The organism is Asticcacaulis sp. P4_H10, assembly GCF_056400965.1.
On the sequence record NZ_JBFUKH010000001.1, the window covers coordinates 333,383 to 355,135 of the forward strand.

A 21,753-nucleotide genomic window follows, 5' to 3' on the forward strand; every position below is an offset into this window, starting at 1 on the left:
TGTTGGCGGCAACACTGCTGGCGGGATGTGCCCATCAGCCGCCGGTCGGCCGCATCCTCAGCTATAGCCGCAGCAACAGCGATGGCTCCGAGCTGGAAAAGGTCCACGTCTATCGTGCCACGGCCACCCATGTCGCGGTCAACAAGGCCGTCGAGCCATGCACGACCTCTGCGCTGGTGACGGCCGATCTCGACCTGAAAGCTCAGCAACCGCTGCGCTTGGTGGCCGGCAAACTCAATCGTCAGGGCGGACAGGACGCGTTTGGGACGCTGACCCTGAAGGACGGTGGTCTGCATGTCGAAATCGGCGACCACACGGAAGTGCTGGCTGTGCCGGACGGTCCGTGGATGCTCTACGACTTCGACCTGGCGGATCTGACAGCGCTCCTGCCGGCGCGTCGCGATTACAAGGCTGACTTTGCCTTCGGTGTCGCCGTTGTCTGGCCGGAAGACGGCGTGGAAACCTTTCTGCGCTGGCAAGGGCCAGCCACGGCGCATTACGCCGAAAGCGTGACCTGGAAGGGCAGGGCGGCCTACAGGTTCGACGTCACCGGCGCGGTCTCGGGCCCGCTGTGGCTTGACGCGCGCGACGGCCACGTCCTGGAGGCGAAATGGGCCCAGCCCAATCATCCCGGTTATACCGACTATCACCTCGTCCTCGACTCTGTCGATGACGGCGGCGCGGCCGCATGGCAGGCGCTTTTGATGACACACTGGCAGGGATGCAAGGCCGATGACTGATACGATCGACAATCTCGCCGATATCTTCAAGAACGCCGAGCACGCCGCCAGATATGCTGAAGGCCCGCGGCGCTTCGTGCCGGGCTTCGACGGCCTGCACCGCATCCTTGTTCAGTTGCTGCGCGAACGCATGCCAAAGGACGGCAAGGTCCTCGTACTCGGTGCTGGCGGTGGGCTGGAAATCCTGACCATGGCGACCGCCGAGCCCGGCTGGACCTTCAGCGGCGTCGATCCGTCGGCCGAGATGCTCGATGCCGCCAAGCTGACCCTGGGCGAGGCGGCCAGCCGTGTCGATTGGCTAGAGGGCCTGATCTTCAATGCGCCGCAGGGTCCGTTCGACGGCGGCACCTGCCTGCTGACCCTGCACTTCGTGCCGGACGATGGCGCCAAGCTTGAAACGCTCAAAGCCATGCGGGCGCGGCTGAAGCCCGGCGCGCCCTTCGTCATAGCGCACATGGCCATCGACAAGACGGCGCCGGATGCCGATCTGCAATTCGAACGCTACGCCAAATATTCCGAAGACAGTGGCACAGACCCCGAAATGGTGGCTCGCGCCCGCACCCACGTCAAAGGGATGTTGCACAGCGTCGGTCCGGCGCGCGATGAAGCCCTGCTGAAAGAAGCCGGATTTACGGGTGTCGAGTTGATCTTTGCCGGCCTCGTCTGGCGCGGCTGGGTCGCCTATGCGTGATGCTGACGCAACGTGTCAGTATTATGACTAGTTTCGGCTGAGACCGGGCTGGCAAAGTTCAGAAAACATGGTTAGCGTCCGGTAACATCCGCAACTTTCGGGCTCCGGGGGCCTTGAAACATGACGACGCGCCGCGACATCCTCACACGTTTCACTGCTGTCGCCGGTTTTGCCGGCGGTTACGCGGCCCTGCATGCGCTCGGCTTTACCGGGGCGGAGGCCTGGGCGGGCACGCCGCAGCTGGCGCCCGGTTCCGGCAAGGGCATCAAGGTGGCAATCCTCGGCGCTGGTCCGGCCGGTCTGGCGGCAGCCTATGAACTGGGCAAGGCGGGTTACCACTGCACCATCCTGGAAGCGCGCGACCGCGTCGGTGGCCGTAACTGGACGGTGCGCAAGGGCACGCAGATCGACTATATCGACGGCACGCAGCAGGTCTGCGGCTTCGACGACGGTCATTACTTTAATGCTGGTCCTGCGCGTATCCCGGCGCACCATCAGGCGACGCTCGGCTACTGCCGCGACTTCGGCATCGAGATGGAGACCGAGGTCAACTGGTCCGGCCGCGCCCGCATCCAGGCCGACCGCTTGAACGGCGGCACGCCCGTCGAAATGCGCCAGGCGATCTTCGACTATCGCGGCCATATGGCTGAACTGCTGGCCAAGGTGACGAACAAGGGCGCCTTGGACGATGCCTTCAGCAAGGACGACCGCGACAAACTGATGGCCGGCCTGTCGCAGTGGGGCCGCCTGAGCGAAAAGCTGACCTATGGCGGCAGTGACAATGCCGGTTACGACCAGGATCCGGCCGCGGGTGCGCAGGGCCCGAAGTTCCGCACGGCCCTGCCGCTATCGGTGGTGGGCGACCCCTTCGTGCAGGCCGTGGCGACCTTTGCCGACGCAGCCGACTTCCAGGCGACGATGCAGCAGCCGGTCGGCGGCATGGACCGCATCCCGATGGCATTCGAGCAGCGGCTCGGAAACGTCATCCGCAAGGGTTGCGAGGTGAAGCGCATCCGCAGGACAAAGAATGGCGTCGACATCTTCTATTACGACAAGGTGACCGCGCGCGCCGATGTCTTGTCGGCCGATTACTGTATCTGCACCATTCCCTTGCCTGCGCTGGCAGGCATCGCCAATGATTTCTCCAAGCCCGTCAAGGCGGCGATCGATAAGAACAAGGGCTCTTACGTCGGCGGCTACAAGATCGCCTTTCAGAGCCCGCGCTTCTGGGAAACCAACGACCATATCTATGGCGGCCTGAGCTTTACCGACCGCGATACTTTTGCGACGTGGTATCCATCCAACCGCTTCCATGCCCCCGAGGGCGTCATCGTCGCCGGCTATGCCTTCAACGGCAATATGGCCAGCCGCACCATGCCCGAACAGATCGCTTATGCGCGTGAGACCATAGAGCGCCTGCACCCCGGCCAGTCGGGCCAGATGAAATCGCCGACCATCGTCAACTGGGCCAGCATCCCGTATTCTCAAGGCCTGGCGGGTTTCCTATCGGAGGGCGATCCCGCCGCCTATGACCTGTTGTCACAGCCCGACGGTCCGGTCTATTTTGCCGGCGACCATATGAGTCACGTCTCGTCCTGGCAGCAGGGCGCCTTCTGTTCCGCGCATCGTGTCGTAACCCAGATTGCTGAACGGCAGAAATCCCTCAAAGCCTAAGGAGCCTCCCATGTCCCGTACTGTTGTGAAACTGGCGAAAGTGGCCGGGGCGGCTGCGATCCTTGCCCTGCCTTTGTCAGGTTGTATCCTTTACGATGGTACGGGCGACGGCGATGTCCGGCTGACCGTCGATGCGCCGCAGGCAGACGAGGTCACGCGCGCCTATGCTGGCACCTTCCCGATCGCCCAGACGGTGACCGTGCCGCCGGGCTATTCCACCGTCTATGTCTCGGGCATGGTTCCGTCGCCGCTTAATGGCTCAACGGATCAGTACGGCAATACCGAAGCCCAGACCGAAACCGTGCTGAAAAAGATCGACGAGGCGCTGAAGGCCGAAGGCTTAAGTTTTGGCGACGTCGTCAACATGAAGGTCTATCTGGTCGGCGATCCGGCCATGGGCGGCAAGATGGATTTTGCCGGCATGATGAAGACCTATTCGAAGTATTTCGGCACCGCCGAGCAGCCTAACAAGCCGACGCGCGCCACGGTTCAGGTGGCTGCGCTGGTCAATCCGGCCTATCTCGTTGAAATCGAGGTTGTCGCAGTCAAGAAGGCGCAATAAAAGAAGCCCGAACTCCATCGGGACCTGCCATGCGCACCACGATTCTTTTCGGCGGCAACAGCCGTGAACGCCTTGTCGCTGTCGCCACGACCCAGGCCCTGACAACCGCCCTACCGGACGCCGACCTGTGGTTTTGGGACGCCGACGACACGGTGCATGAAGCGACGCGTGATGCGGTACTGGCTCACGACCGTCCGTTTGAAATCGCCTTCAGGGCGGACGGCACGCGTATCGGCACCCTGGCCCAGGCGCTCGATCGCGCCGCCGCAGAAGACCGCGTCCTAGTGCTGGGTCTGCACGGCGGCTCGCCCGAAAACGGCGAGTTCCAGGTGCTGGCGGAAATGCGCGGCGTTCCGTTCACCGGCTCGGGCTCTGCTTCGTCCAACCTGGCGTTTGACAAGGTCCGCGCGAAAACCTTCGTGGCCGCCGCCGGTGTACATTCGCCCGGCAATGTCACGCTTGCCGAAGCCGACGAAGCCCTGGCGCACTATGGCAAGCTGATCGCCAAGCCGTCGCAGGACGGCTCGTCTTTCGGCCTGATCTTCGTCAATTCGGCCCAGGATATCGAAGCGGTGCGCCAGGCGGCGAAGACGGCGGAATACGTCATCGAGCCTTTCATCACCGGCGCGGAAGCGACCTGTGGCGTGCTGGAACAGGCCGATGGTTCGCTGATCGCTTTGCCGCCTGTCGAGATCGTGCCGGATGGCGGCGCCTTCGATTACAAGGCCAAATATCTGGCAGCCGGCACACAGGAAATCTGCCCGGCGCGCTTTCCGGCCGAGGTCAATGCGAAGCTTCAGGACCTGGCGATCAAGGCGCACCGTGCCCTGTCGTGCCGGGGCTATTCGCGCTCTGACTTCATCATCTCGAAAGACGGTCCCATTTACCTCGAGACCAATACCCTGCCGGGCCTGACCAAGGCGTCGCTTTACCCCAAGTCGCTCAAGGCGCAGGGCATTGAATTCGTAGACTTCCTCAACGGGCAGATCGATCTGGCCGTGAAAAAGGCAAGCCGTTGACCCCTACCTTTATCAATATCGGCGAACGCACCAATGTCACGGGTTCGGCGAAGTTCAAGAAGCTGATCGTCGAAGGCAACTATACCGAGGCGCTCAATGTCGCGCGCCAGCAGGTCGAAGCCGGCGCCCAGATCATTGACATCAACATGGACGAAGGCCTGCTGGACAGCGCTCTCGCCATGCGGACCTTCCTGAACCTTTTGGCGGCCGAACCCGATATCGCGCGCGTGCCGGTCATGGTCGATTCCTCCAAATGGGAGGTGATCGAGGAAGGGCTGAAGTGCGTCCAGGGCAAGTGCATCGTCAACTCGATCTCGATGAAGGAAGGCGAAGACATCTTCCGTCATCACGCCCGTGAGTGCCTGAAATACGGCGCCGCGGTCGTGGTCATGGCCTTCGATGAGGTCGGCCAGGCCGATACCGCCGCGCGCAAGGTCGAGATCTGTACGCGCGCCTACAACATTCTCGTCAACGAAGTCGGCTTCCCGGCCGAAGACATCATCTTCGACCCGAACATCTTTGCGGTCGCCACCGGCATCGACGAACACAACAACTACGCCGTCGACTTCATCGAAGGCACGCGCGCGATAAAGCAGACCCTGCCTTACGCCCGCGTCTCGGGCGGGGTGTCGAATGTGTCGTTCTCGTTCCGCGGCAATGAACCGGTCAGGCGCGCCATCCACTCGGTCTTTTTGTACTATGCCATCCAGGCCGGCATGGACATGGGCATCGTCAATGCCGGTGACCTGCCGGTCTATGACGATATCGATGCCGAACTGCGCCAGGCGGTGGAGGATGTGATCCTCAACCGGCCCCAACGCCACAATGTCAGCAATACCGAATACCTGGTCGACCTGGCGCCGAAGTACAAGGGTGAAAAAGGCCAGGTCCAGGTCGCCAACCTCGCCTGGCGCGAAGGCAGCGTCGCCGACCGCCTGAAGCACGCCCTGGTCCATGGCATTACCGAATTTATCGACGCCGATACCGAAGAAGCCCGGTTACAATCCGCACGGCCATTGCACGTCATCGAAGGCCCGTTGATGGCCGGCATGAACGTCGTCGGCGACCTGTTCGGCGCCGGCAAGATGTTCCTGCCCCAAGTCGTCAAGTCGGCCCGCGTCATGAAGCAGGCTGTCGCCTGGCTGATGCCCTACATGGAAGCCGAAAAGGAGGCGCACGTCGCTGCCGGTGGCACCTATCAGGCGGCCGGCAAGATCCTGATGGCGACCGTCAAGGGCGACGTCCACGATATCGGCAAGAACATTGTCGGCGTCGTGCTGCAATGTAACAATTACGAAGTCATCGACCTCGGCGTCATGGTGTCGTGCGATCGCATCCTCGCGGAAGCCAAAGAGCACAAGGTCGATATGATCGGCCTCAGCGGCCTGATCACGCCATCGCTGGATGAGATGGTCTTCGTGGCGCGTGAGATGCAGCGCACCGGCTTCGATATCCCGCTGCTGATCGGCGGGGCGACGACATCGAAGACCCACACGGCGGTCAAGATCGAGCCGGGCTATCACAACAACCAGGTCGTCTATGTCCTCGATGCCAGCCGCGCCGTCGGTGTCGTGTCGAACCTGCTCAGCGAGACCGAGCGCGATACCTTCGTCGCCGATACCAAGGCCGACTATGTCCGCGTGCGCGACTCCTACGGCAAGGGTGGATCGCAACCGCGTTCGACCCTCGCCGAAGCCCGCGCGAACCACTTCAAGATCGACTTTGAATCCGAAGCCCCCGTCAAGCCGTCCTTCCTGGGGCTGAAAACCTTCAGCCCCTATGATCTCAAGGACCTGGCCGACCATATCGACTGGACGCCCTTCTTCGCGACCTGGGAACTGGCAGGCAAGTACCCGGCGATTCTGGAAGACGAGATCGTCGGCGAGGCCGCCACCAGCCTGTTCGCCGATGCACAGGCCATGCTCAAGCGCATCCTTGATGAGAAGTGGTTCGAGGCGCGCGGCGTCGTCGGCTTCTGGCCGGCCAACCGCAATGACGAAGACGATGTCGAGGTCTATGCCGACGAGACGCGCAGCGAAGTCATCGCCAGATTCCACAGCCTGCGCCAGCAGATGAAGAAGACGCGCGAGGGCCAGAGCAATACGGCCCTGTCGGACTTTGTGGCGCCGAAAGGCACGCCCGACTGGATCGGCGGCTTTGCCGTTACCTCCGGCCACGGCGAGATGGAGATCGCCGCGAAGTTCAAGGCGGCGGGCGATGACTACAACGCCATCCTGTCGACCGCCCTGGCCGACCGCCTGGCCGAAGCCTTTGCCGAGGCCCTGCACAAGAAGGTCCGGCGCGAACTGTGGGGCTATGCCGCTGACGAAGACCTCGACATCAACGGCCTGATTGCCGAGCAGTACAAGGGTATCCGCCCCGCGCCGGGCTATCCGGCCCAGCCCGACCATACCGAGAAGTGGACGCTATTCGACCTGCTCGATGCGCGCGAGCGCACGGGTATGGAACTGACCGAAAGCCTGGCCATGACGCCGCCGGCCTCGGTCTCCGGCCTCTACTTCGGCCACCCGAAGGCGCACTATTTCGGGGTTGGCAAGATCGAGAAGGATCAGGTCGAGGACTATGCCCGCCGCAAGGGCTGGACCACGGACGAGGCCGAGCGCTGGCTGTCGCCAATACTCAACTACGTGCCTTAGGAAAAGTCTGCGCTGATGACTCTTTTGACGTTGCTCCTGCCTGTGCTCGTTATCATTGGCGTATGGGTGTTCTTCATCTGGATGATGAAAAAAAAGCAGACGAATCAGGGGCCATCGGTAAATCCAGTATGCTGCCAAACCTGCGGCACCAAGGCGCCAGCAACGCGCCAAGCCTATGATTTCGAGGAGTATCTTTGGGGCGGCTGGACTTGTAAAACCTGTCTGACCACGGTTGATCGGCTTGGCGTCGCACGCCCCGGTGTAAACGGGAGGCCTGCAAGCCAGCCATTATCCCCCTTTGGGCAAGCTTTGATGAAGCACAGCTTCACCTTGGGGGGCGGAATCTGGGGACTTTTAATGTGGATCGTAATGGTCCTCATCCCCACAGTCACAGCCGGCTTGAGAACCGGCGACTTTGAGATCGGCCGCCTGGTGTTCGGGTTTGCGCTCTGCGCGACTGGCGGGGCCGTGTTTGGCGGCCTTATGTTCCTTGTCATGTCACCATTACGGGCGAAGAAACACAAAGACCCAGCAGATCATTTCTGATCCAGCTATTTTTGCGCTGCCAAACTGGCTTGCGCCTCTGTCGACAGAGTCACTTTCACCGCGCTGTTTGACGCTGCGGAGGCAGAGCTATTGTCTTTGAGATAATATTCCGAGCGGGTCGGATTGAGGATGCGCGCAGCCGACGAGGGGCTGACACACGCGTAAAGAGCTTCGATCGTCTTCATCATGATGTCACCGGCCTTCTACCGGGTTAAGTACCTGAGTTTTCAACAGGTACGCTAACTCATGCGTGTATTTATACCCGATTAAGGTTAAGGCGCGGTTAATTTGCCGCGATGCAGTAAATCGCCTGCGGGCAACGGATACCGCTGTGTTAACCACGCCAATTGTCGGGGGGACTCGCCCAGGCACGAAAAGACAGAAATTGCCTGCGTTAGGCGTTAACCTTTAGCCCTTATTGGGAGCCGGTCGCGGGGGCAGCCGCAGGTTGCGTAGGGGCGGCTGTTGTCACCTTGGGCAGGCTCACGGACTGAAGCGCGCGGCGGGCAAGGGTATTGGTCGCCACCGGTGCGTTCGGGTCTTCGGGCGCCACCTGGGCCGCCAGTTTCGGCTGGGGCAGCTCGTCATAGCCGCGCGGGCCGCCGGAATTCAGTGTGTCGGCGATGACCTGGGCTTCTTCGTCGGTCGCCATCTCGGCAAACAGATTGGGATGGCCGGAAATCCGCGTGGCGGCGTGTTCGCAATCGCCCGGCAATTGCCAGGTGGCGTAGGCGTAGGCCGCCTTGTGGATCTCCGCCTTGCGCGCACCGTCCCAGGCGTCGTAGCCGTGCTGGCGCGCCTTGTCGGCGACGGCGAAACCGTCGGGCGTCTTGCCCTGGCCGGACAGGGTGAGCGCAGCTTCGTAGGCGCGCAGGTAGGAGCGGCCAATGGTCTGGATGCGTGGATCGACCGGCTCGATCGACGAAATCTGCTCGGCCAACTGCATATTGCCGGTCAGGATGCCGTGGCACCAGGCGACGCGCTGATAATCATCGGCCGGCGCATCTTCGACGGTCGGCGAGCGTGGACTACCGTCGGCGTTGAACAGAACCAGCGGCTTGAGCTGCTCTGCGGTCGGGCCTTTCGGCTTGGCCTTGACCGTCTTTTGGGCAACGGCGCGTTTTTTCGGCTTGGCTTCCGCAGGCGCGGCGACGTTGAGCGCCAGCGCGCAGGCGACGAGAGGCAAGAGAGTGGGGACCAGCAGCCGCAACAGGCAAACTCCGCAAATTGGTAATTATCAGAGCGATATGCCGAAAGTGTGAGCGGTTTCGGCGAAATATCGCGACAAACAAAAATTCATAAACACGATTATAAGGCAATTCGGGCATAAAATCGCCCCGAAGACGTTTTTATTTAGCGGAAATGGTATCAGCTGCGCCAAACTGCCGCGGCGATTACCAAAACTTAAGTCTGCGGCCAAGCGTTCCTGCGCTATAGTGGGGTGACTAGGCTGGAATTTGTTTGTCGCGATATTTAACCGAAAACCGCTGCTCACTTTTCGGACTATCGCTTAAGGAGTGCGATGTCGTTCTGGAAAAACCTGGCGCAGCTGGCAGTCGGCCGGTTCGATGCGGCCGAGTGTATGGAGTGCCCCAAGGGCCCGCCAGGCGCTGATCCGGCTTTCGCCACGGCGGTCACGGCGCTGGGGGCCAAGCTGGCCATGGCCGATGGCTGGGCCCAGGACGTCGAACAGACGGCCTTCCTGCAGGTTTTCAAGCCCGAGGACGCGGCACGCCGCGACGTATTGCGCCTATATGAACTGGCGCGACAGACCCCCCACGGTTTCGAATCCTACGCCAAGCGCCTCGCGAAACGCTATTCAAGCTGCCCGCAAATCCTCGAGGACGTCCTGGAAGGCCTGTTCCATATTGCGGTGGCCGATGGCTATCTGACGCATGAGGAAGAGACCTACCTTGAAACGGTTTCGCGGTTGTTCGGGCTGAAATCGACGACCTACCGCAGCATCCGCTCTGGCTACGTGCCGGCCGATGCCGAAGACCCCTACATCATCCTGGGAATCGAACCGCACGCCAGTGACGACGAGGTGCGCAAGGCCCGCCGCGTGCGCCTGAGCGATGTCCACCCCGATCGTATCCGCGCGCGCGGGCTGCCGGCGGATTTTGAGACCCTCTATACCCAGAAGGCTGCCCGTATAAATCTGGCGCACGACGCCATCATGAAGGAGAGGCTGGCCGACAGCACGACAATGTGATCGCGTGGCGGGGGATTTGCAGTGCAATGAAAAAGCTACGTCGTATGGTTATAAAGAAATTAAAATTTGCTCTGTTTGATGGTGGAGAGGTTGACGCGGACCGGTTTCGTGACAATCTTGTAGCAGCAAGCGCCGCGTATCCTGGCCCTGTCAGTTCAAGGTTCAAGAGTAATGACCAATAATCCGTCCTTTGCTTCATTCAAGCGTTCGTATCAGCCGTGGGGGCAGGTTCGCAGGAGGAACATGGTGTCGCGCGTTTTGCATATCGTTTCGATGACCGCGCTTGGTCTGGCCTTGCTTGCCGGGATCGCGCTTCTGGTTGTCTTCGCGGCCTCGGTGGCCGTCGTTGGCGCAGCTGCCCTGGCGTTGATGGCGCTGGCGGCCTTCGTGACCCGCAAGCCCGTCCGCGTCTTCGTGCGTGGCCAGGATAAGCCCAAGGACGACGGCAAGGGCATCTATGAAGCCCGCAAGTCCGGCTCGACCTGGAGCGTCTACTAAAGTCATCTTTTTACCGGAATCGGTGTCGATAACCCCGTGCAGTCGCTGTGCGGGGTTTTTTGATGTCAAAAGCTGTGGTCTTGGCCCTCATATTAGGACTATTAAGCGGGGCTTCGGCCTATGCCGAAGACTATAAGCCGGTCATTTGCCAGGCGGCCAAGCCCTATGCCGGGGCGGCGCGATCAGATGCGCACGTGCCCCTGGCCCTGCCGGAAATGACGCCGGGCGATATTCCCGCCCCTGTGGCGGCCAGGCTGGCCGAAGCGTTCACACAGGCCAAGGGGCTGACTCGCGCGGCGTCTCTGGCGGCGGCGATTCGCACGCCGGACGGCCAGTGGCAGCAGGCGGACAGCGCCAAACTCTATTTCTGGGCCAGCGCCGGCAAGACCTTCACCGCCATTGCCATTCTTCAGGCGGTCGAAGCTGGAAAGCTCAGGCTGGAAGACCCGGTGTCAAAGTGGATAGAGGGCTTGCCCAATGGCGATGTCATCACCGTCGGCCATTTGCTCAACCACACCAGTGGCCTGTTCAGCGCTAATGAGGATCTGGTCGTTCGCAAAGCTTCGGGCAAGCTCAGCCTCGACGAAGAACTGAAGGTCCTCAAGCGTCATGGCGCCATGTTCTGTCCCGGGGAAAACTGGCGCTACAGCAATTCCGGCTATGCGCTTCTGGGCGCGATCCTCGAACGCGTCGAAGGCAAGCCCTATGCGCAGGTCGTCACTGCGGGCGTTATCGACCGGCTGGCGCGGAAGGACATTCGCGTTATCACGCCTGGCGATTCCCTGGCGGACATTGAACCGCTGATGTCGCAGTCGGGTGAAAAAGCCATAGATATGCATGTGCCCGGACCCGCCGGTGGCGTGGCGGCATCTCCGCAAGCCATGATCGATGTCTGGCAGGGGCTGCTGTCCGGGCGTCTGCTGAAGCTCGAGACTGTTGAGGCCATGTTCGCGGCGCCCTATCCGATGTTCGGCCAGCCGGTGTATTATGGCCACGGCGTCATGGTCTATCAGCCACCGGTTAAGCCCGGCGATAAACCGATCCTATGGCTTGGCCATAGCGGCGGTGCGCCCGGCGTCAAGGCGGTGGTCGTCTATTCGCCGGCCGACAAGGCCTTTGCCGCAGTCGCGCTGACCGGCGATGGCCCGGCTGAGGCGGCGGCGGCCCTTCTGCTACGACAGTTGCAATAGGACTGCGCACGGCTGATTTCGACGTCGGAATGTGGGGAGGGGCGACTGAATTCTTAGCAAAAGGTCCGCGAAAAACCGCTGACACTTTTGCGCGCATTGCGTTATGGCATGAGACCATGTCCCTGATCGATCTGCCTTCGCCCAACTTCAATGAACGCAAAGGGCCGCCTGACATGGTGGTCCTTCACTATACAGGCATGGAGACGGCTAGGGCCGCGCTCGACCGCCTGTGCGACCCTGAGGCCAAGGTTTCGGCGCATTACGTCGTCGACGAGGACGGTTCGGTTTACCGCCTTGTCCCGGAAGAGCGGCGCGCCTGGCACGCCGGCGTCTCCTGGTGGCGCGGTGAGACCGATATCAATGGCTGCGCGATCGGCATAGAGATCGTCAATCCCGGCCACGAGTTCGGTTATCGCGACTTTCCGGCGGTGCAGGTCGATTCGGTTATCGGCCTGCTGGATGGCATCCGCGAGCGCTGGGATATCCCCGACAGCCGCATTCTGGGGCATTCCGATGTCGCGCCTGCGCGCAAGGAAGATCCGGGCGAGCGCTTTCCATGGAAGACGCTGGCGGAGCACGGCCACGGCCTGTGGGTCGAGCCCGACTTGCCGCCCGCCGGCGCCATGGGGCCGCCACTGGGGCCAGGTGACGAGGGCCTGGGCGTCTTTTCGTTGCAGTCGGCGCTGGGCAAGCTCGGTTATAATGTCCTGGGCGGCGGGCCCTATGACGACGAAACCCTGACCATTGTCCGCGCCTTTCAGCGTCACTGGCTGCCCGAAGCCATCGGCACGGATATCGAGGGCCGGGCGGACGCCGCGACACGCGTGCGGTTGATGGCTTTGCTGCGTCACATAACGCTTTTGGAGGTCTGAGATATGGACGGGCAACGCATTCTGCTGGCGATCGCGGCCTTGTGGGGCCTGCTGGGCATGCTGATGCTGGCGGCGGGATCGCATCCGCCGCAGATCGGCGTGTTGGCCGTCGGCGGCCAGGTCATGATGTTCCATGCCGTCGCCGCGCTGGCCCTGATCAATACCGCGCTCATCACCGGCTGGAAGCGTGCCTTGCCGGTCGCACTCATGCTGACGGGCAGCGGATTGTTCGGCCTGTCGATGTGGCTGCGCACGGCGGGCGTGCTCGATTTCGGCCTTCTGGCGCCGATTGGTGGCGGACTGGCCATCATCGGCTGGATCGCCCTGACGGTTGTCGCCTTGCTGCCTGTCAGGGATGTAAGCCCACAGCCTTGATCTTTCTGAGTTTTGCGCGCACATAGGCGCCGGATCAGATGGCCGGGCGGTCGCGGGCGAAGGTTTAACCTTCGTTTGAGGAAAGTCCGGGCTCCACGGCAGTATGGCGGCGGGTAACGCCCGCCAGGGGTGACCCTAGGGATAGCGCCACAGAAAATAAACCGCCCGGCTCCGGCCGGGTAAGGGTGAAACGGTGCGGTAAGAGCGCACCGCGTCTGCGGTAACGTAGGCGGCATGGCAAGCCCCGCCAGGAGCAAGACCAAATAGGAACGGCGCGCCGGAAGCAATTCCGGCAGGGCATTGCCGCCCGGGACCGTTCGGGTAGGTTGCGTGAGCCGTCCAGCAATGGCCGGCCAAGAGGAATGATCGTCACGATCGTGGCTCTTAGGGGCAATGGTCGTACAGAACCCGGCTTACAGGCCGTCTGATCCATTTTTATTTCATTCTGTCGCAATGTCTGAGCTGACGACTGATGTCGTTTTGGCCGCGCCAAATGCCGTTTACAGGCCGCGTTTTTGATAGCGGAGCGTCTGAGCGCAAAACCACACACATTTTTCGCGTACCGCTTAATAATCCACAGCTATCGAAAAGGTTGTGCGAACCTTAATTCAGTTGTCGGCGTTTACCTTTGATTCAGCATGATTTGTTCAAATAACGCGAATACAGTCGGGTATTTTGTTCTATGTATGTTCCGGTCCGCAAGTTGTGTGGCTACGATTTCCAAGTGCAGAATCCGGCGTTAGTGTCAGCCAGAGTCATTGCGTCCCATTTAATCCCATGTTAACCCAATATTCATCGGGCGGACGTTTCGGCAACAGGCCGCACGCAAGCCCTAAGGTTCGGCAGGGAGCGGATCAGTACGATCCGGATGTGGGGTGTTTCTCTCAAGCCACGAGAAGCAACTGGATGCCAAGCGGCGACTGTTGGTCCCGCAGGACTTCCGTGCCTCCGCCCTGGCGCCGTATGACGGCGTTGAGCCGTTTGAAGGTCTGTATTGCTTTGCCGCCATCAACGCGTCGTGCCTCGAATGCGGAGGGGCGGCGTTTTTTGCCACTTATCGCGCCGTGATCGAAGCTCATCCCCCATTGTCCCCGACCCGCAAGGCCCTGGAGCACCGCTTTTATGCGTCGATGCACCGCCTTGCCTTCGACACGGCTGGCCGCATTACCCTGCCGGAAACCCTGTGTGATCGCTTCGGTCTCAAGGGCGACGTCCTGCTGACCGGTCTTGGCACCTCCTTCCAGATCTGGGAGGCCGGCGCCTACGCCGCCTATGCTGAAGAACAGGACCGCCTGGTCACCGAAGCCCTGAAGGGAGCGCTGTCCTGACATGACGACCGCGCCCGCTCACCTGTCCGTCCTGTTGCCCGAGGTGCTAACCACGCTTGGTAACCTTGAAGGCCGCCTGGTGGTCGATGGCACGTTCGGCGCCGGTGGCTATTCGCGTGAATTCCTCAAGAACGGCGCCCATGTCGTTGCGTTCGACCGCGACATCCGCGTCAAGCCCTATGTCGAGGCACTGAAAAGCGAGTATCCCGACCGCTTCCAGTGGGTGAATCGCTGCTTCTCCGAGATGAAGGAAGGCCTGGCGGAACTGGGCCATGCATCCTGTGACGCCATCGTCCTCGATATCGGCGTGTCGTCGATGCAACTCGACGAAGCCGAGCGCGGCTTTTCCTTCCTGCGGGACGGGCCGCTCGACATGCGCATGAGTGCCGACGGGCGCAGCGCCGCCGACATCGTCAATAACGATGACAAGGACGACATTGCCCACATCATCTGGCTGTACGGTGAAGAGCACAAGTCGCGCGGCATTGCCGCCGCCATCACCCGCCGGCGTATGGAACGTCCGTTTGAACGGACGCTGGACCTGGCCGAAGTCGTCGAAAAGGCGCTGGGTGGCCGCCGTGGCGCGCCCGTGCACCCGGCGACAAAGACCTTCCAGGCCCTGCGCATCGCCGTCAATGACGAGCTGGGCGAGCTGGAACGCGCGCTCGATGTCGCAGAAACCCTGCTCAAGCCCGACGGTATACTGGCGGTCGTGACCTTCCACTCGCTGGAAGATCGCATCGTCAAGAATGTCTTCAACGAGCGTTCGGGCAAGCAGCCAGGCGGGTCGCGTTATGCGCCTCAGCAGCTCAACGTTTCGACGCCTGTTTTCAGCCTGGTGACCCCCAAGGCCATCGCACCCTCCGAAGCCGAACTGGCCGCCAATCCGCGCGCCCGTTCCGCCAAGCTGCGCGCCGTCCGGCGCACCTCTGCTGCTTTAGTATCGCGTACCCAACCAAGGAAAAACCGCTCATGAAGGCGTTTCTCTCCCTTTTCGAACAGCGTATCAGGGGCGTGCGCCTGATCGAGATCATCGGCCTTGTGCTGGCGCTGGGCATGATCTTCTGGGTTTGCCTGTCGAAGGCGAGGGAAGGGGAGGACATCAAGCGCCTGGCCAAGCTGGATGAGCAGATCGCGGAGGAATCCAAGACGGTGCAGGACCTGCGCGTCAAGGTGGCGGAACTTGAGCGGCCGGCGCGCCTCGAAGCCCTGGCCACGACCTATCTCGGCATGAAGCCGGTGGCGTCGTCGCATGAAACCCAGCTGGATGCGCTGGGTGATATTTCGCGCGCAACCTCGCGTCCCGTCGCGGCGCCGACCGTGCCAGTGGCGCCCGCAGTGGCTACGTCGCCCGACGACCTGATCTCCAAGACCGATCACAAGGCGCCCGCGCCGCAACCTGTCCCTGTGTCGCTGTCGAAGGCGGAGGGCGCACGATGAAGGTGGGGCTTTTCGACTCGACCCAGTCCGGGTTCCAATGGGTTGCCGATCGCGTCTGGAAGGTCGAGCACGCATTTGAGCGCGCCAATGCAACGGGTGAAAAGGCGCGCTCGACGCGCATGCGCATCTTCATCATCCTGTGCTGCCTGGGCACCGTCTACTGCCTGCTGATGCTGTTCGCGGCGCGTGCCTCCTTGTTCCACGGCACCGAGCAGATCGCTGCCCTGACCGGCGGGGCGCACGCGCGTGGTCAACTGGTCGACCGCAACGGCGCCCTGCTGGCGACCGACATCGACAATTTTGACCTGTTCGTCGACCCGACCGACATGACGGCGGACGACCGCGTCTATGTCCGCCGGGCGCTGGCGCAGCTCTTCCCCAACCTGCCGCGCGAGAACCTCGACAAGGCGTTCCGCCGCGAGGGGCGCGCGCTGCTGACCGGCAATCTCGACGCCATGGATCGCACCCGCTTGCTGGAATACGGCCTGCCGGGCGTGTCTTTCGAAGCCCAGCGCGTCCGCCGCTATCCGCTGGGGACGACGGGCGCATTTTACATCGGCATGACCAAGCGCGCCGGCGAAGGCATGTCCGGTGCCGAAAAATCGCTGGAAGACCAGATCGTCGCCTCGGCTACCGGTCAGGCCGTGCCGCTGGCCATGGACCTGCGCGTCCAGGGTGCACTCGAAAACGAACTTCGCGCCACGGCGATGGCCCAGAAGGCGCAAGGCGCCGTCGGCATCGTGCTTAATGTTCGCACCGGCGAACTGCTGGGCATGGCGTCGTGGCCGGAATTCGACCTCAACCGTCCGGGCGATTATCCCGAAACCCATAAGCGCAATCTCGCGGCGGTCGATCGCTACGAACTGGGCTCGATCTTCAAGGCGATTTCGATTGGTATCGGGCTTGATACCGGCACGGCGTCGATGAACTCGGTCTATGACGCGCGCCAGCCCCTGATGGTCGGCGGCCGCAAGATCCACGACCTGCACGCCACCAATTCCTTCATTGGCCTGGAGGACGTCTTTATCAAGTCGTCGAACATCGGCACCGGCTATGTCGCGCTGAATGCCGGCAAGGAAAACTTTACCCGCTATTACGAAGCCATCGGCCTGTTTCGCTCGGCGGAGATCGAACTGACGGAGCCGGCCTCGCCACTCTACCCCAAGACCTGGACCGACCTGTCGCTGGTCCAGACCGCCTTCGGCCAGGGTATCGCCATCACGCCTTTGAGCTTCGCCGAAGCGATCATGCCGCTGCTCAATGGCGGCTATCACCGGCCGCTGACCATCAAGAAGTACGACGGCCATACGCCGCTGACAGGTGAGCGCGTCTTCTCGGCGGCGACGTCGCGGACCATGCTGGACCTGATGCGCGCCAATGTCACTAAGGGCTCGGGCGCCCGTGCCAATGCGCCGGGCCTGCGCGTCGGGGGCAAGACGGGTACCGCCCAAAAGCCTGGCCGCGGGGGCTATACTTCCGACAACATCGCCTCATTTGCCGCCGTCTTCCCGACCGACGGACCTGTGGACGGCGATCGTTACCTGGTTCTCACCATCTACGACTCGCCGCAGGGTGCGCCCGAAAGCAACGGCTCACGGATGGGCGGTCTGGTGGCCGCGCCCGTCGCCGGCCGTGTCATCGACCGCATCGCGCCGTTTGTCGGTGTGGCGCGCCGGGAAGACAAGTTCGCCATGCCGCAATGGGACAAGGCGCCTATCCAGGCTGTTGAGGAAGAACACTGATGGCTAGCGTACATGGCCTGCGCCTTTCCGATATCCTGCGACGCGATCTCGACAACGATCCGATCGTCACCGGCGTGACGGCCGACAGCCGCAAGGTCAATGCCGGCACGCTGTTCTGCGCCCTGCCGGGCACGGCCATTGACGGCCGCGACTTCATCCCCCAGGCGCTCGCCAAGGGCGCGGCTGCTGTCCTGGCGCCCGACGATACCAATGCCATTGAGGTCGGCAATACGGCACTCGTCAAGGTGTCGGACGTGCGCCGCGCCTATGCGCTGGCCGCCAAGAACTTCTACGGTTCGCAGCCCCGGACCTGCGTCGCCATCACCGGCACCAACGGCAAGACCAGCGTCGCCACCTTCTGCCGCCAGATATTCGCGAGCCTGGGCCACACCTCGGCCAGCATGGGCACGCTGGGTGTCGTCAAGTCCATGCGCGACGGCAGCGAAGAGGCCATCACCGGCCCCGGCCTGACGACGCCCGACGCCGCCGATTTGTCGCGTCACCTGGCCGACCTGGCGCGCGACGGCGTGACTTTCCTGGCCCTTGAGGCGTCTTCGCATGGCATCGATCAACGCCGCCTCGATGGCGTCTCACTGACGGCGGCGGGCTTTACCAACCTTACCCAGGACCACCTCGACTACCACGCCACCATGGCTGCCTATCGCACGGCCAAGCTGCGCCTGTTCGAAAGCCTGCTGCCGCGCGGTAGGACGGCAGTGCTCAATGCCGATTCCGATGGCTATAACGCCTTTGCCGCGACCTCGATCATGTCGGGGCTTAGTGTCATGAGCGTCGGCGAGCGCGGCCAGTCCCTGTGCATGACCGGACGGGACCTGACCGTCGACGGCCAGATCCTCTATCTCGACTACAAGGGCCGGTCCTACGAGACCAAGCTGCCGCTGGCGGGCCTGTTTCAGGCATCGAACGCCCTGGTCGCCGCCGGTCTGGCTATCGCCGCCGGTCAGGACGCCGAGGGCGTTATCCACGCCCTGTCGAAACTGCAAGGCGCACGTGGCCGGCTGGAACGCGTCGGCTCCAAGTCGAACGGCGCCGAGGTCTATGTCGATTATGCCCATACGCCAGATGGTTTGGAGACCGTGTTGAACGCCCTGCGTCCGCACACCCAGGGCAAGCTGGTCTGCGTCTTCGGTTGCGGCGGCGACCGGGACCGCACAAAGCGGCCTTTGATGGGGGGGATCGCCGATCGCCTGGCCGACCGCGCCATCGTCACCGACGACAATCCGCGTTCTGAAGACCCGGCCGCCATTCGCGCCGAAGTCATGACAGGTATGGGCAAGTCGGCCGTCGAGATCGGCGATCGGAAAGAAGCCATCTTCGAAGCCGTGGCCAAGCTGAAGGCCGGTGATGTACTGGTCGTTGCCGGCAAGGGGCATGAGCAGGGCCAGATCATCGCCGGCAAGGTTCTGCCGTTCGATGACGTCAGTGTTGTGAAGCAGGCGCTTAACGGCTAATGGCGATGAGTTGGGGCTGATTTGGTTTGCCCCTCAGGCTCGCCGCCCCGCGCCCACCCTCTTCCCGCAAGCAGGGAGAGGGGGCCTTTTAGGCCGGTTGAGTCTGCTTGCGCCGGGAATGAGTACACGATGACGTCAGCTTTATGGACTTTTAGCGAGCTTGCCGAAGCAACCGGCGGGACCTTTGTCGGCGCCGGCAACGGTGGGCCGACCGAAGCCAATGGTATCAATTTCGACAGCCGGGGGCTGACCCAAGGCGACATTTTTCTGGCGCTGCAAGGCGTGCGCGACGGCCATGACTTTGTCCCGCAGGCGTTTGCATCGGGCGCGGCAGTCGCCATCACCCGCCGTCCGGTCGAAGGCGGGCCGTGCCTGCTGGTGCCCGACGTCCTGCGCGCCCTCGAAGACCTCGGCGTCTTCGCCCGCAATCGCGCCGCGACCGCCAAACGTGGCGCCGTTACGGGTTCGGTCGGCAAGACCTCTGTGACGCAAATGGTCATGCAGGGCCTGCGCCGCGCCGGCCGGGCGCATTCTGCAATCAAGAGCTTCAACAACCATATCGGCGTGCCGCTGACCCTGGCGCGGATGCCGCGTGACACGGAACGCGCCGTTTTCGAGATCGGCATGAACCATGCCGACGAGATTACGCCGCTGTCGGAATTCGTCGCGCCGCACGCCGTCATCGTCACGACGGTCGGCGCGGTCCATACTGAAAACTTCCCCGATGGCGAACAGGGTGTGGCCCGCGCCAAGGCGGAAATCTTCGACGGCCTGCTGCCGGGCGGGCTGGCCATCCTCAATGCCGACAATCGCTGGTTCGATTTTCTGTCGAGCGAAGCGCGCGCGGCAGGGGCATTGGTTTCGGCTTTTGGCGAAGGCGGCGGCAACGACGCGCAACTGGTGTCGCACAGCATCGCCGGCGACCGCGCCCGCGTCGAAGCGCGTTTCCATGGCCGCGATATCGCGTTTGGCCTGTCGCACACGGGCAGGCACCAGGCGGTTAATGCCCTGTCGGTCCTGCTGATGCTCGAAGTGCTTGGCGTCGATCTCGACATCTCGATCGCCTCGCTCGAAGACGCACCGACGCTGGAGGGGCGCGGCAAGGTGACCGAAAAGCCGTTCAAGGACGGGACCATCACCATCATCGACGAAAGCTACAACGCCAATCCGGTGTCCATGGTCGCGACGCTGAAATCGCTTGCCGACAGCGACAAGGGCAATGGCCGCAAGGTCGTTGTCATGACCGATATGCTGGAGCTTGGACCCGACGAGGCTGATCTGCATGCAGGGCTCAGCACCACGCTGGAAGCGCTCGATATCGACAGCGTCTATCTCGCCGGGCCGTTGATGAAAAATCTGTGGGACGTGCTGCCGGAGCGCCTGCGCGGGCGCTACGCCGCCAGTGCCGCCGATTTGACCGAAGGCCTCACTGCGGACTTGCGCAGCGGGGACCTAATCATGGTAAAGGGCTCGAACGGTTCGAAGGCCGGTCTCATCGCCAAAATGTTGCTCTCTGCTTAAGGACGCATAAGTCACATGTTCTATCTGCTGTACGAGCACCTCAACAGCCTGAACCAGCACTGGCCGCTGATCAACCTGATGCGCTACCAGACGGTGCGCGTCTTTCTGGCCCTGATCACAGCCATGATCGTCGCTGTAGCCATGGGCTCGCGCTTCATCAACTGGATGCGCGCCCGCCAGGGCAAGGGCCAGCCGATCCGCGAGGATGGCCCGCAAAGCCACCTGCTGACCAAGAAGGGCACGCCAACCATGGGCGGGCTGATGATCCTGGCCGGCATCGCCGTATCGACCCTGCTGTGGATCGACCCGCGATCGGCCTCGGCCTGGGTCGTGTTCGGCGTGACCATGGCCTTTGGCGTGCTGGGCTATATCGACGACTACGCCAAGGTGACCAAGCAAACCTCGGCCGGCCTGACCTCGATCCAAAAGCTGATCGCCCAGATCGCCATTGCGGTCGTGGCCGTCCTGGTCCTGATCTATTATACGCCCCAGCCGCCCGATGCGCCGAAACTGGCGACGTCCCTGGTCCTGCCAATCTTCAAGAATGCCGTCTTTGATCTGGGCCTGTTCTTTGTCGTCTTTGGCGCCGTTGTCATTGTCGGCGCGTCGAACGCCGTCAATCTGACGGACGGTCTCGACGGCCTAGCGATCGTGCCGGTGATGATCGCCGCCGCTGCCTTTGGTTTCATCGCCTATGTCGTCGGTAACTTCAAATTTGCCGAATATCTTATTGTCCACTGGGTGCCCGGCGCTGGTGAAGTCGCGGTCATCTGCGCCGCTATCATCGGCGGGGGCATGGGCTTTTTGTGGTACAACGCCCCACCGGCCAAGATCTTCATGGGCGACACCGGTTCGCTGGCGCTTGGCGGTGGTCTGGGCGCCGTGGCCGTGGCGACCAAGCACGAAATCGTCCTGGCGATCATCGGCGGCCTGTTCGTGGTCGAGGCCATGTCGGTCATGATCCAGGTCGGCTATTTCAAGCTGACCAAGAAGCGCATCTTCCTGATGGCGCCGATCCACCACCATTTCGAAAAGCTAGGCTGGCCGGAATCGACCGTCGTCATCCGCTTCTGGATCGTCGCGGCCCTGCTGGCCATGGTCGGCCTGGCAACGTTGAAGTTGCGTTAAGTGCCGGCGATGCTACTCGCTCCTATAGTTCCCGCCCCGTTTACGGGGAGGGGGGACCGCGAAGCGGTGGGAGGGGGATGCAGGTG

At 62.3% G+C, this 21,753-nt stretch carries 21 protein-coding genes and 1 other RNA gene; 20 read left to right on the forward strand and 2 right to left on the reverse strand.

What is annotated here, in order from left to right:
* The first annotated feature begins 2 nt into the window (after positions 1 to 2).
* The 7 genes from AC1DON_RS01425 to AC1DON_RS01455 all read left to right on the forward strand — a co-directional run bounded on the left by AC1DON_RS01425 (position 3) and on the right by AC1DON_RS01455 (position 7,889).
* Complete coding sequence (locus AC1DON_RS01425) at positions 3 to 740, forward strand: hypothetical protein (protein ID WP_476932946.1); 738 nt, start codon at positions 3 to 5, stop codon at positions 738 to 740.
* Positions 733 to 1,431, forward strand: a complete 699-nt coding sequence (locus tag AC1DON_RS01430; protein ID WP_476932947.1) for a class I SAM-dependent methyltransferase — start codon at positions 733 to 735, stop codon at positions 1,429 to 1,431. The genes AC1DON_RS01425 and AC1DON_RS01430 overlap by 8 nt, the downstream gene beginning before the upstream one ends.
* Before the next feature lie 120 nt (positions 1,432 to 1,551).
* On the forward strand, positions 1,552 to 3,105 hold the full coding sequence (locus AC1DON_RS01435; protein WP_476932948.1) for a flavin monoamine oxidase family protein: 1,554 nt from the start codon (positions 1,552 to 1,554) through the stop codon (positions 3,103 to 3,105).
* A 10-nt stretch (positions 3,106 to 3,115) separates the two neighbouring features.
* The gene (locus AC1DON_RS01440; RefSeq protein WP_476932949.1) at positions 3,116 to 3,667 is read left to right on the forward strand and encodes a RidA family protein; all 552 of its coding nucleotides are present in this window, start codon (positions 3,116 to 3,118) and stop codon (positions 3,665 to 3,667) included.
* A 29-nt stretch (positions 3,668 to 3,696) separates the two neighbouring features.
* Positions 3,697 to 4,686, forward strand: a complete 990-nt coding sequence (locus AC1DON_RS01445) for a D-alanine--D-alanine ligase family protein (protein WP_476932950.1) — start codon at positions 3,697 to 3,699, stop codon at positions 4,684 to 4,686.
* Positions 4,683 to 7,343, forward strand: coding sequence for a methionine synthase (metH, locus tag AC1DON_RS01450; RefSeq protein ID WP_476932951.1), 2,661 nt, complete (start codon positions 4,683 to 4,685; stop codon positions 7,341 to 7,343). The genes AC1DON_RS01445 and metH overlap by 4 nt, the downstream gene beginning before the upstream one ends.
* A 15-nt stretch (positions 7,344 to 7,358) precedes the next feature.
* Entirely contained in the window at positions 7,359 to 7,889 is a 531-nt protein-coding gene (locus tag AC1DON_RS01455) for a hypothetical protein (RefSeq protein WP_476932952.1), read from the forward strand.
* Between the two features lie 5 nt (positions 7,890 to 7,894).
* Here the strand turns inward: AC1DON_RS01455 and AC1DON_RS01460 are convergent, their stop codons facing one another.
* Both AC1DON_RS01460 and AC1DON_RS01465 read right to left on the reverse strand, forming a co-directional pair.
* Positions 7,895 to 8,077: a hypothetical protein gene (locus AC1DON_RS01460; protein ID WP_476932953.1), complete on the reverse strand. Its 183-nt coding sequence runs from the start codon at positions 8,075 to 8,077 to the stop codon at positions 7,895 to 7,897.
* A 227-nt stretch (positions 8,078 to 8,304) separates the two neighbouring features.
* A complete protein-coding gene (locus tag AC1DON_RS01465) occupies positions 8,305 to 9,099 on the reverse strand; it encodes a hypothetical protein (protein ID WP_476932954.1) in 795 nt (264 codons plus the stop codon).
* 312 nt (positions 9,100 to 9,411) lie between these two features.
* Between AC1DON_RS01465 and AC1DON_RS01470 the strand changes: the two genes are divergently transcribed.
* The 13 genes from AC1DON_RS01470 (at position 9,412) to mraY (ending at position 21,667) form a co-directional block, all read left to right on the forward strand.
* Positions 9,412 to 10,101, forward strand: coding sequence for a TerB family tellurite resistance protein (locus tag AC1DON_RS01470; protein WP_476932955.1), 690 nt, complete (start codon positions 9,412 to 9,414; stop codon positions 10,099 to 10,101).
* A 243-nt stretch (positions 10,102 to 10,344) separates the two neighbouring features.
* Positions 10,345 to 10,599 (forward strand): hypothetical protein, encoded by a 255-nt coding sequence (locus AC1DON_RS01475; protein WP_476932956.1) that lies wholly within the window; start codon positions 10,345 to 10,347, stop codon positions 10,597 to 10,599.
* Positions 10,600 to 10,679: 80 nt separating this feature from the next.
* Complete coding sequence (locus tag AC1DON_RS01480) at positions 10,680 to 11,789, forward strand: serine hydrolase domain-containing protein (RefSeq protein ID WP_476932957.1); 1,110 nt, start codon at positions 10,680 to 10,682, stop codon at positions 11,787 to 11,789.
* 116 nt (positions 11,790 to 11,905) lie between these two features.
* Positions 11,906 to 12,661: a peptidoglycan recognition protein family protein gene (locus tag AC1DON_RS01485; RefSeq protein ID WP_476932958.1), complete on the forward strand. Its 756-nt coding sequence runs from the start codon at positions 11,906 to 11,908 to the stop codon at positions 12,659 to 12,661.
* Positions 12,662 to 12,664: 3 nt separating this feature from the next.
* Positions 12,665 to 13,036, forward strand: coding sequence for a DUF423 domain-containing protein (locus tag AC1DON_RS01490; RefSeq protein ID WP_476932959.1), 372 nt, complete (start codon positions 12,665 to 12,667; stop codon positions 13,034 to 13,036).
* Between the two features lie 34 nt (positions 13,037 to 13,070).
* Positions 13,071 to 13,468, forward strand: an RNA gene (gene rnpB, locus AC1DON_RS01495) — RNase P RNA component class A.
* Positions 13,469 to 13,911: 443 nt separating this feature from the next.
* Positions 13,912 to 14,364: a division/cell wall cluster transcriptional repressor MraZ gene (locus AC1DON_RS01500; protein ID WP_476932960.1), complete on the forward strand. Its 453-nt coding sequence runs from the start codon at positions 13,912 to 13,914 to the stop codon at positions 14,362 to 14,364.
* 1 nt (position 14,365) lies between these two features.
* The gene (gene rsmH / locus AC1DON_RS01505) at positions 14,366 to 15,340 is read left to right on the forward strand and encodes a 16S rRNA (cytosine(1402)-N(4))-methyltransferase RsmH (RefSeq protein WP_476932961.1); all 975 of its coding nucleotides are present in this window, start codon (positions 14,366 to 14,368) and stop codon (positions 15,338 to 15,340) included.
* Positions 15,337 to 15,804, forward strand: coding sequence for a cell division protein FtsL (ftsL, locus tag AC1DON_RS01510; RefSeq protein WP_476932962.1), 468 nt, complete (start codon positions 15,337 to 15,339; stop codon positions 15,802 to 15,804). The genes rsmH and ftsL overlap by 4 nt, the downstream gene beginning before the upstream one ends.
* The gene (locus AC1DON_RS01515) at positions 15,801 to 17,546 is read left to right on the forward strand and encodes a peptidoglycan D,D-transpeptidase FtsI family protein (RefSeq protein WP_476932963.1); all 1,746 of its coding nucleotides are present in this window, start codon (positions 15,801 to 15,803) and stop codon (positions 17,544 to 17,546) included. The genes ftsL and AC1DON_RS01515 overlap by 4 nt, the downstream gene beginning before the upstream one ends.
* Complete coding sequence (locus AC1DON_RS01520; RefSeq protein ID WP_476932964.1) at positions 17,546 to 19,018, forward strand: UDP-N-acetylmuramoyl-L-alanyl-D-glutamate--2,6-diaminopimelate ligase; 1,473 nt, start codon at positions 17,546 to 17,548, stop codon at positions 19,016 to 19,018. The genes AC1DON_RS01515 and AC1DON_RS01520 overlap by 1 nt, the downstream gene beginning before the upstream one ends.
* Before the next feature lie 129 nt (positions 19,019 to 19,147).
* Positions 19,148 to 20,539, forward strand: coding sequence for a UDP-N-acetylmuramoyl-tripeptide--D-alanyl-D-alanine ligase (locus AC1DON_RS01525; protein ID WP_476932965.1), 1,392 nt, complete (start codon positions 19,148 to 19,150; stop codon positions 20,537 to 20,539).
* 15 nt (positions 20,540 to 20,554) lie between these two features.
* Positions 20,555 to 21,667, forward strand: coding sequence for a phospho-N-acetylmuramoyl-pentapeptide-transferase (gene mraY, locus AC1DON_RS01530; protein ID WP_476932966.1), 1,113 nt, complete (start codon positions 20,555 to 20,557; stop codon positions 21,665 to 21,667).
* The last annotated feature ends 86 nt before the right edge of the window (positions 21,668 to 21,753 follow it).

What these genes read in the sequence shown, in the direction of transcription:
- AC1DON_RS01430 (WP_476932947.1), top strand. Translation starts at nt 733, where the DNA reads ATGACTGATACGATCGACAATCTCGCCGATATCTTCAAGAACGCCGAG.
- AC1DON_RS01435 (WP_476932948.1), top strand. Translation starts at nt 1,552, where the DNA reads ATGACGACGCGCCGCGACATCCTCACACGTTTCACTGCTGTCGCCGGT.
- AC1DON_RS01440 (WP_476932949.1), top strand. Translation starts at nt 3,116, where the DNA reads ATGTCCCGTACTGTTGTGAAACTGGCGAAAGTGGCCGGGGCGGCTGCG.
- AC1DON_RS01445 (WP_476932950.1), top strand. Translation starts at nt 3,697, where the DNA reads ATGCGCACCACGATTCTTTTCGGCGGCAACAGCCGTGAACGCCTTGTC.
- AC1DON_RS01455 (WP_476932952.1), top strand. Translation starts at nt 7,359, where the DNA reads ATGACTCTTTTGACGTTGCTCCTGCCTGTGCTCGTTATCATTGGCGTA.
- AC1DON_RS01460 (WP_476932953.1), bottom strand. Translation starts at nt 8,077, where the DNA reads ATGATGAAGACGATCGAAGCTCTTTACGCGTGTGTCAGCCCCTCGTCG.
- AC1DON_RS01470 (WP_476932955.1), top strand. Translation starts at nt 9,412, where the DNA reads ATGTCGTTCTGGAAAAACCTGGCGCAGCTGGCAGTCGGCCGGTTCGAT.
- AC1DON_RS01475 (WP_476932956.1), top strand. Translation starts at nt 10,345, where the DNA reads ATGGTGTCGCGCGTTTTGCATATCGTTTCGATGACCGCGCTTGGTCTG.
- AC1DON_RS01485 (WP_476932958.1), top strand. Translation starts at nt 11,906, where the DNA reads ATGTCCCTGATCGATCTGCCTTCGCCCAACTTCAATGAACGCAAAGGG.
- AC1DON_RS01490 (WP_476932959.1), top strand. Translation starts at nt 12,665, where the DNA reads ATGGACGGGCAACGCATTCTGCTGGCGATCGCGGCCTTGTGGGGCCTG.
- rsmH (WP_476932961.1), top strand. Translation starts at nt 14,366, where the DNA reads ATGACGACCGCGCCCGCTCACCTGTCCGTCCTGTTGCCCGAGGTGCTA.
- ftsL (WP_476932962.1), top strand. Translation starts at nt 15,337, where the DNA reads ATGAAGGCGTTTCTCTCCCTTTTCGAACAGCGTATCAGGGGCGTGCGC.
- AC1DON_RS01515 (WP_476932963.1), top strand. Translation starts at nt 15,801, where the DNA reads ATGAAGGTGGGGCTTTTCGACTCGACCCAGTCCGGGTTCCAATGGGTT.
- AC1DON_RS01520 (WP_476932964.1), top strand. Translation starts at nt 17,546, where the DNA reads ATGGCTAGCGTACATGGCCTGCGCCTTTCCGATATCCTGCGACGCGAT.
- AC1DON_RS01525 (WP_476932965.1), top strand. Translation starts at nt 19,148, where the DNA reads ATGACGTCAGCTTTATGGACTTTTAGCGAGCTTGCCGAAGCAACCGGC.
- mraY (WP_476932966.1), top strand. Translation starts at nt 20,555, where the DNA reads ATGTTCTATCTGCTGTACGAGCACCTCAACAGCCTGAACCAGCACTGG.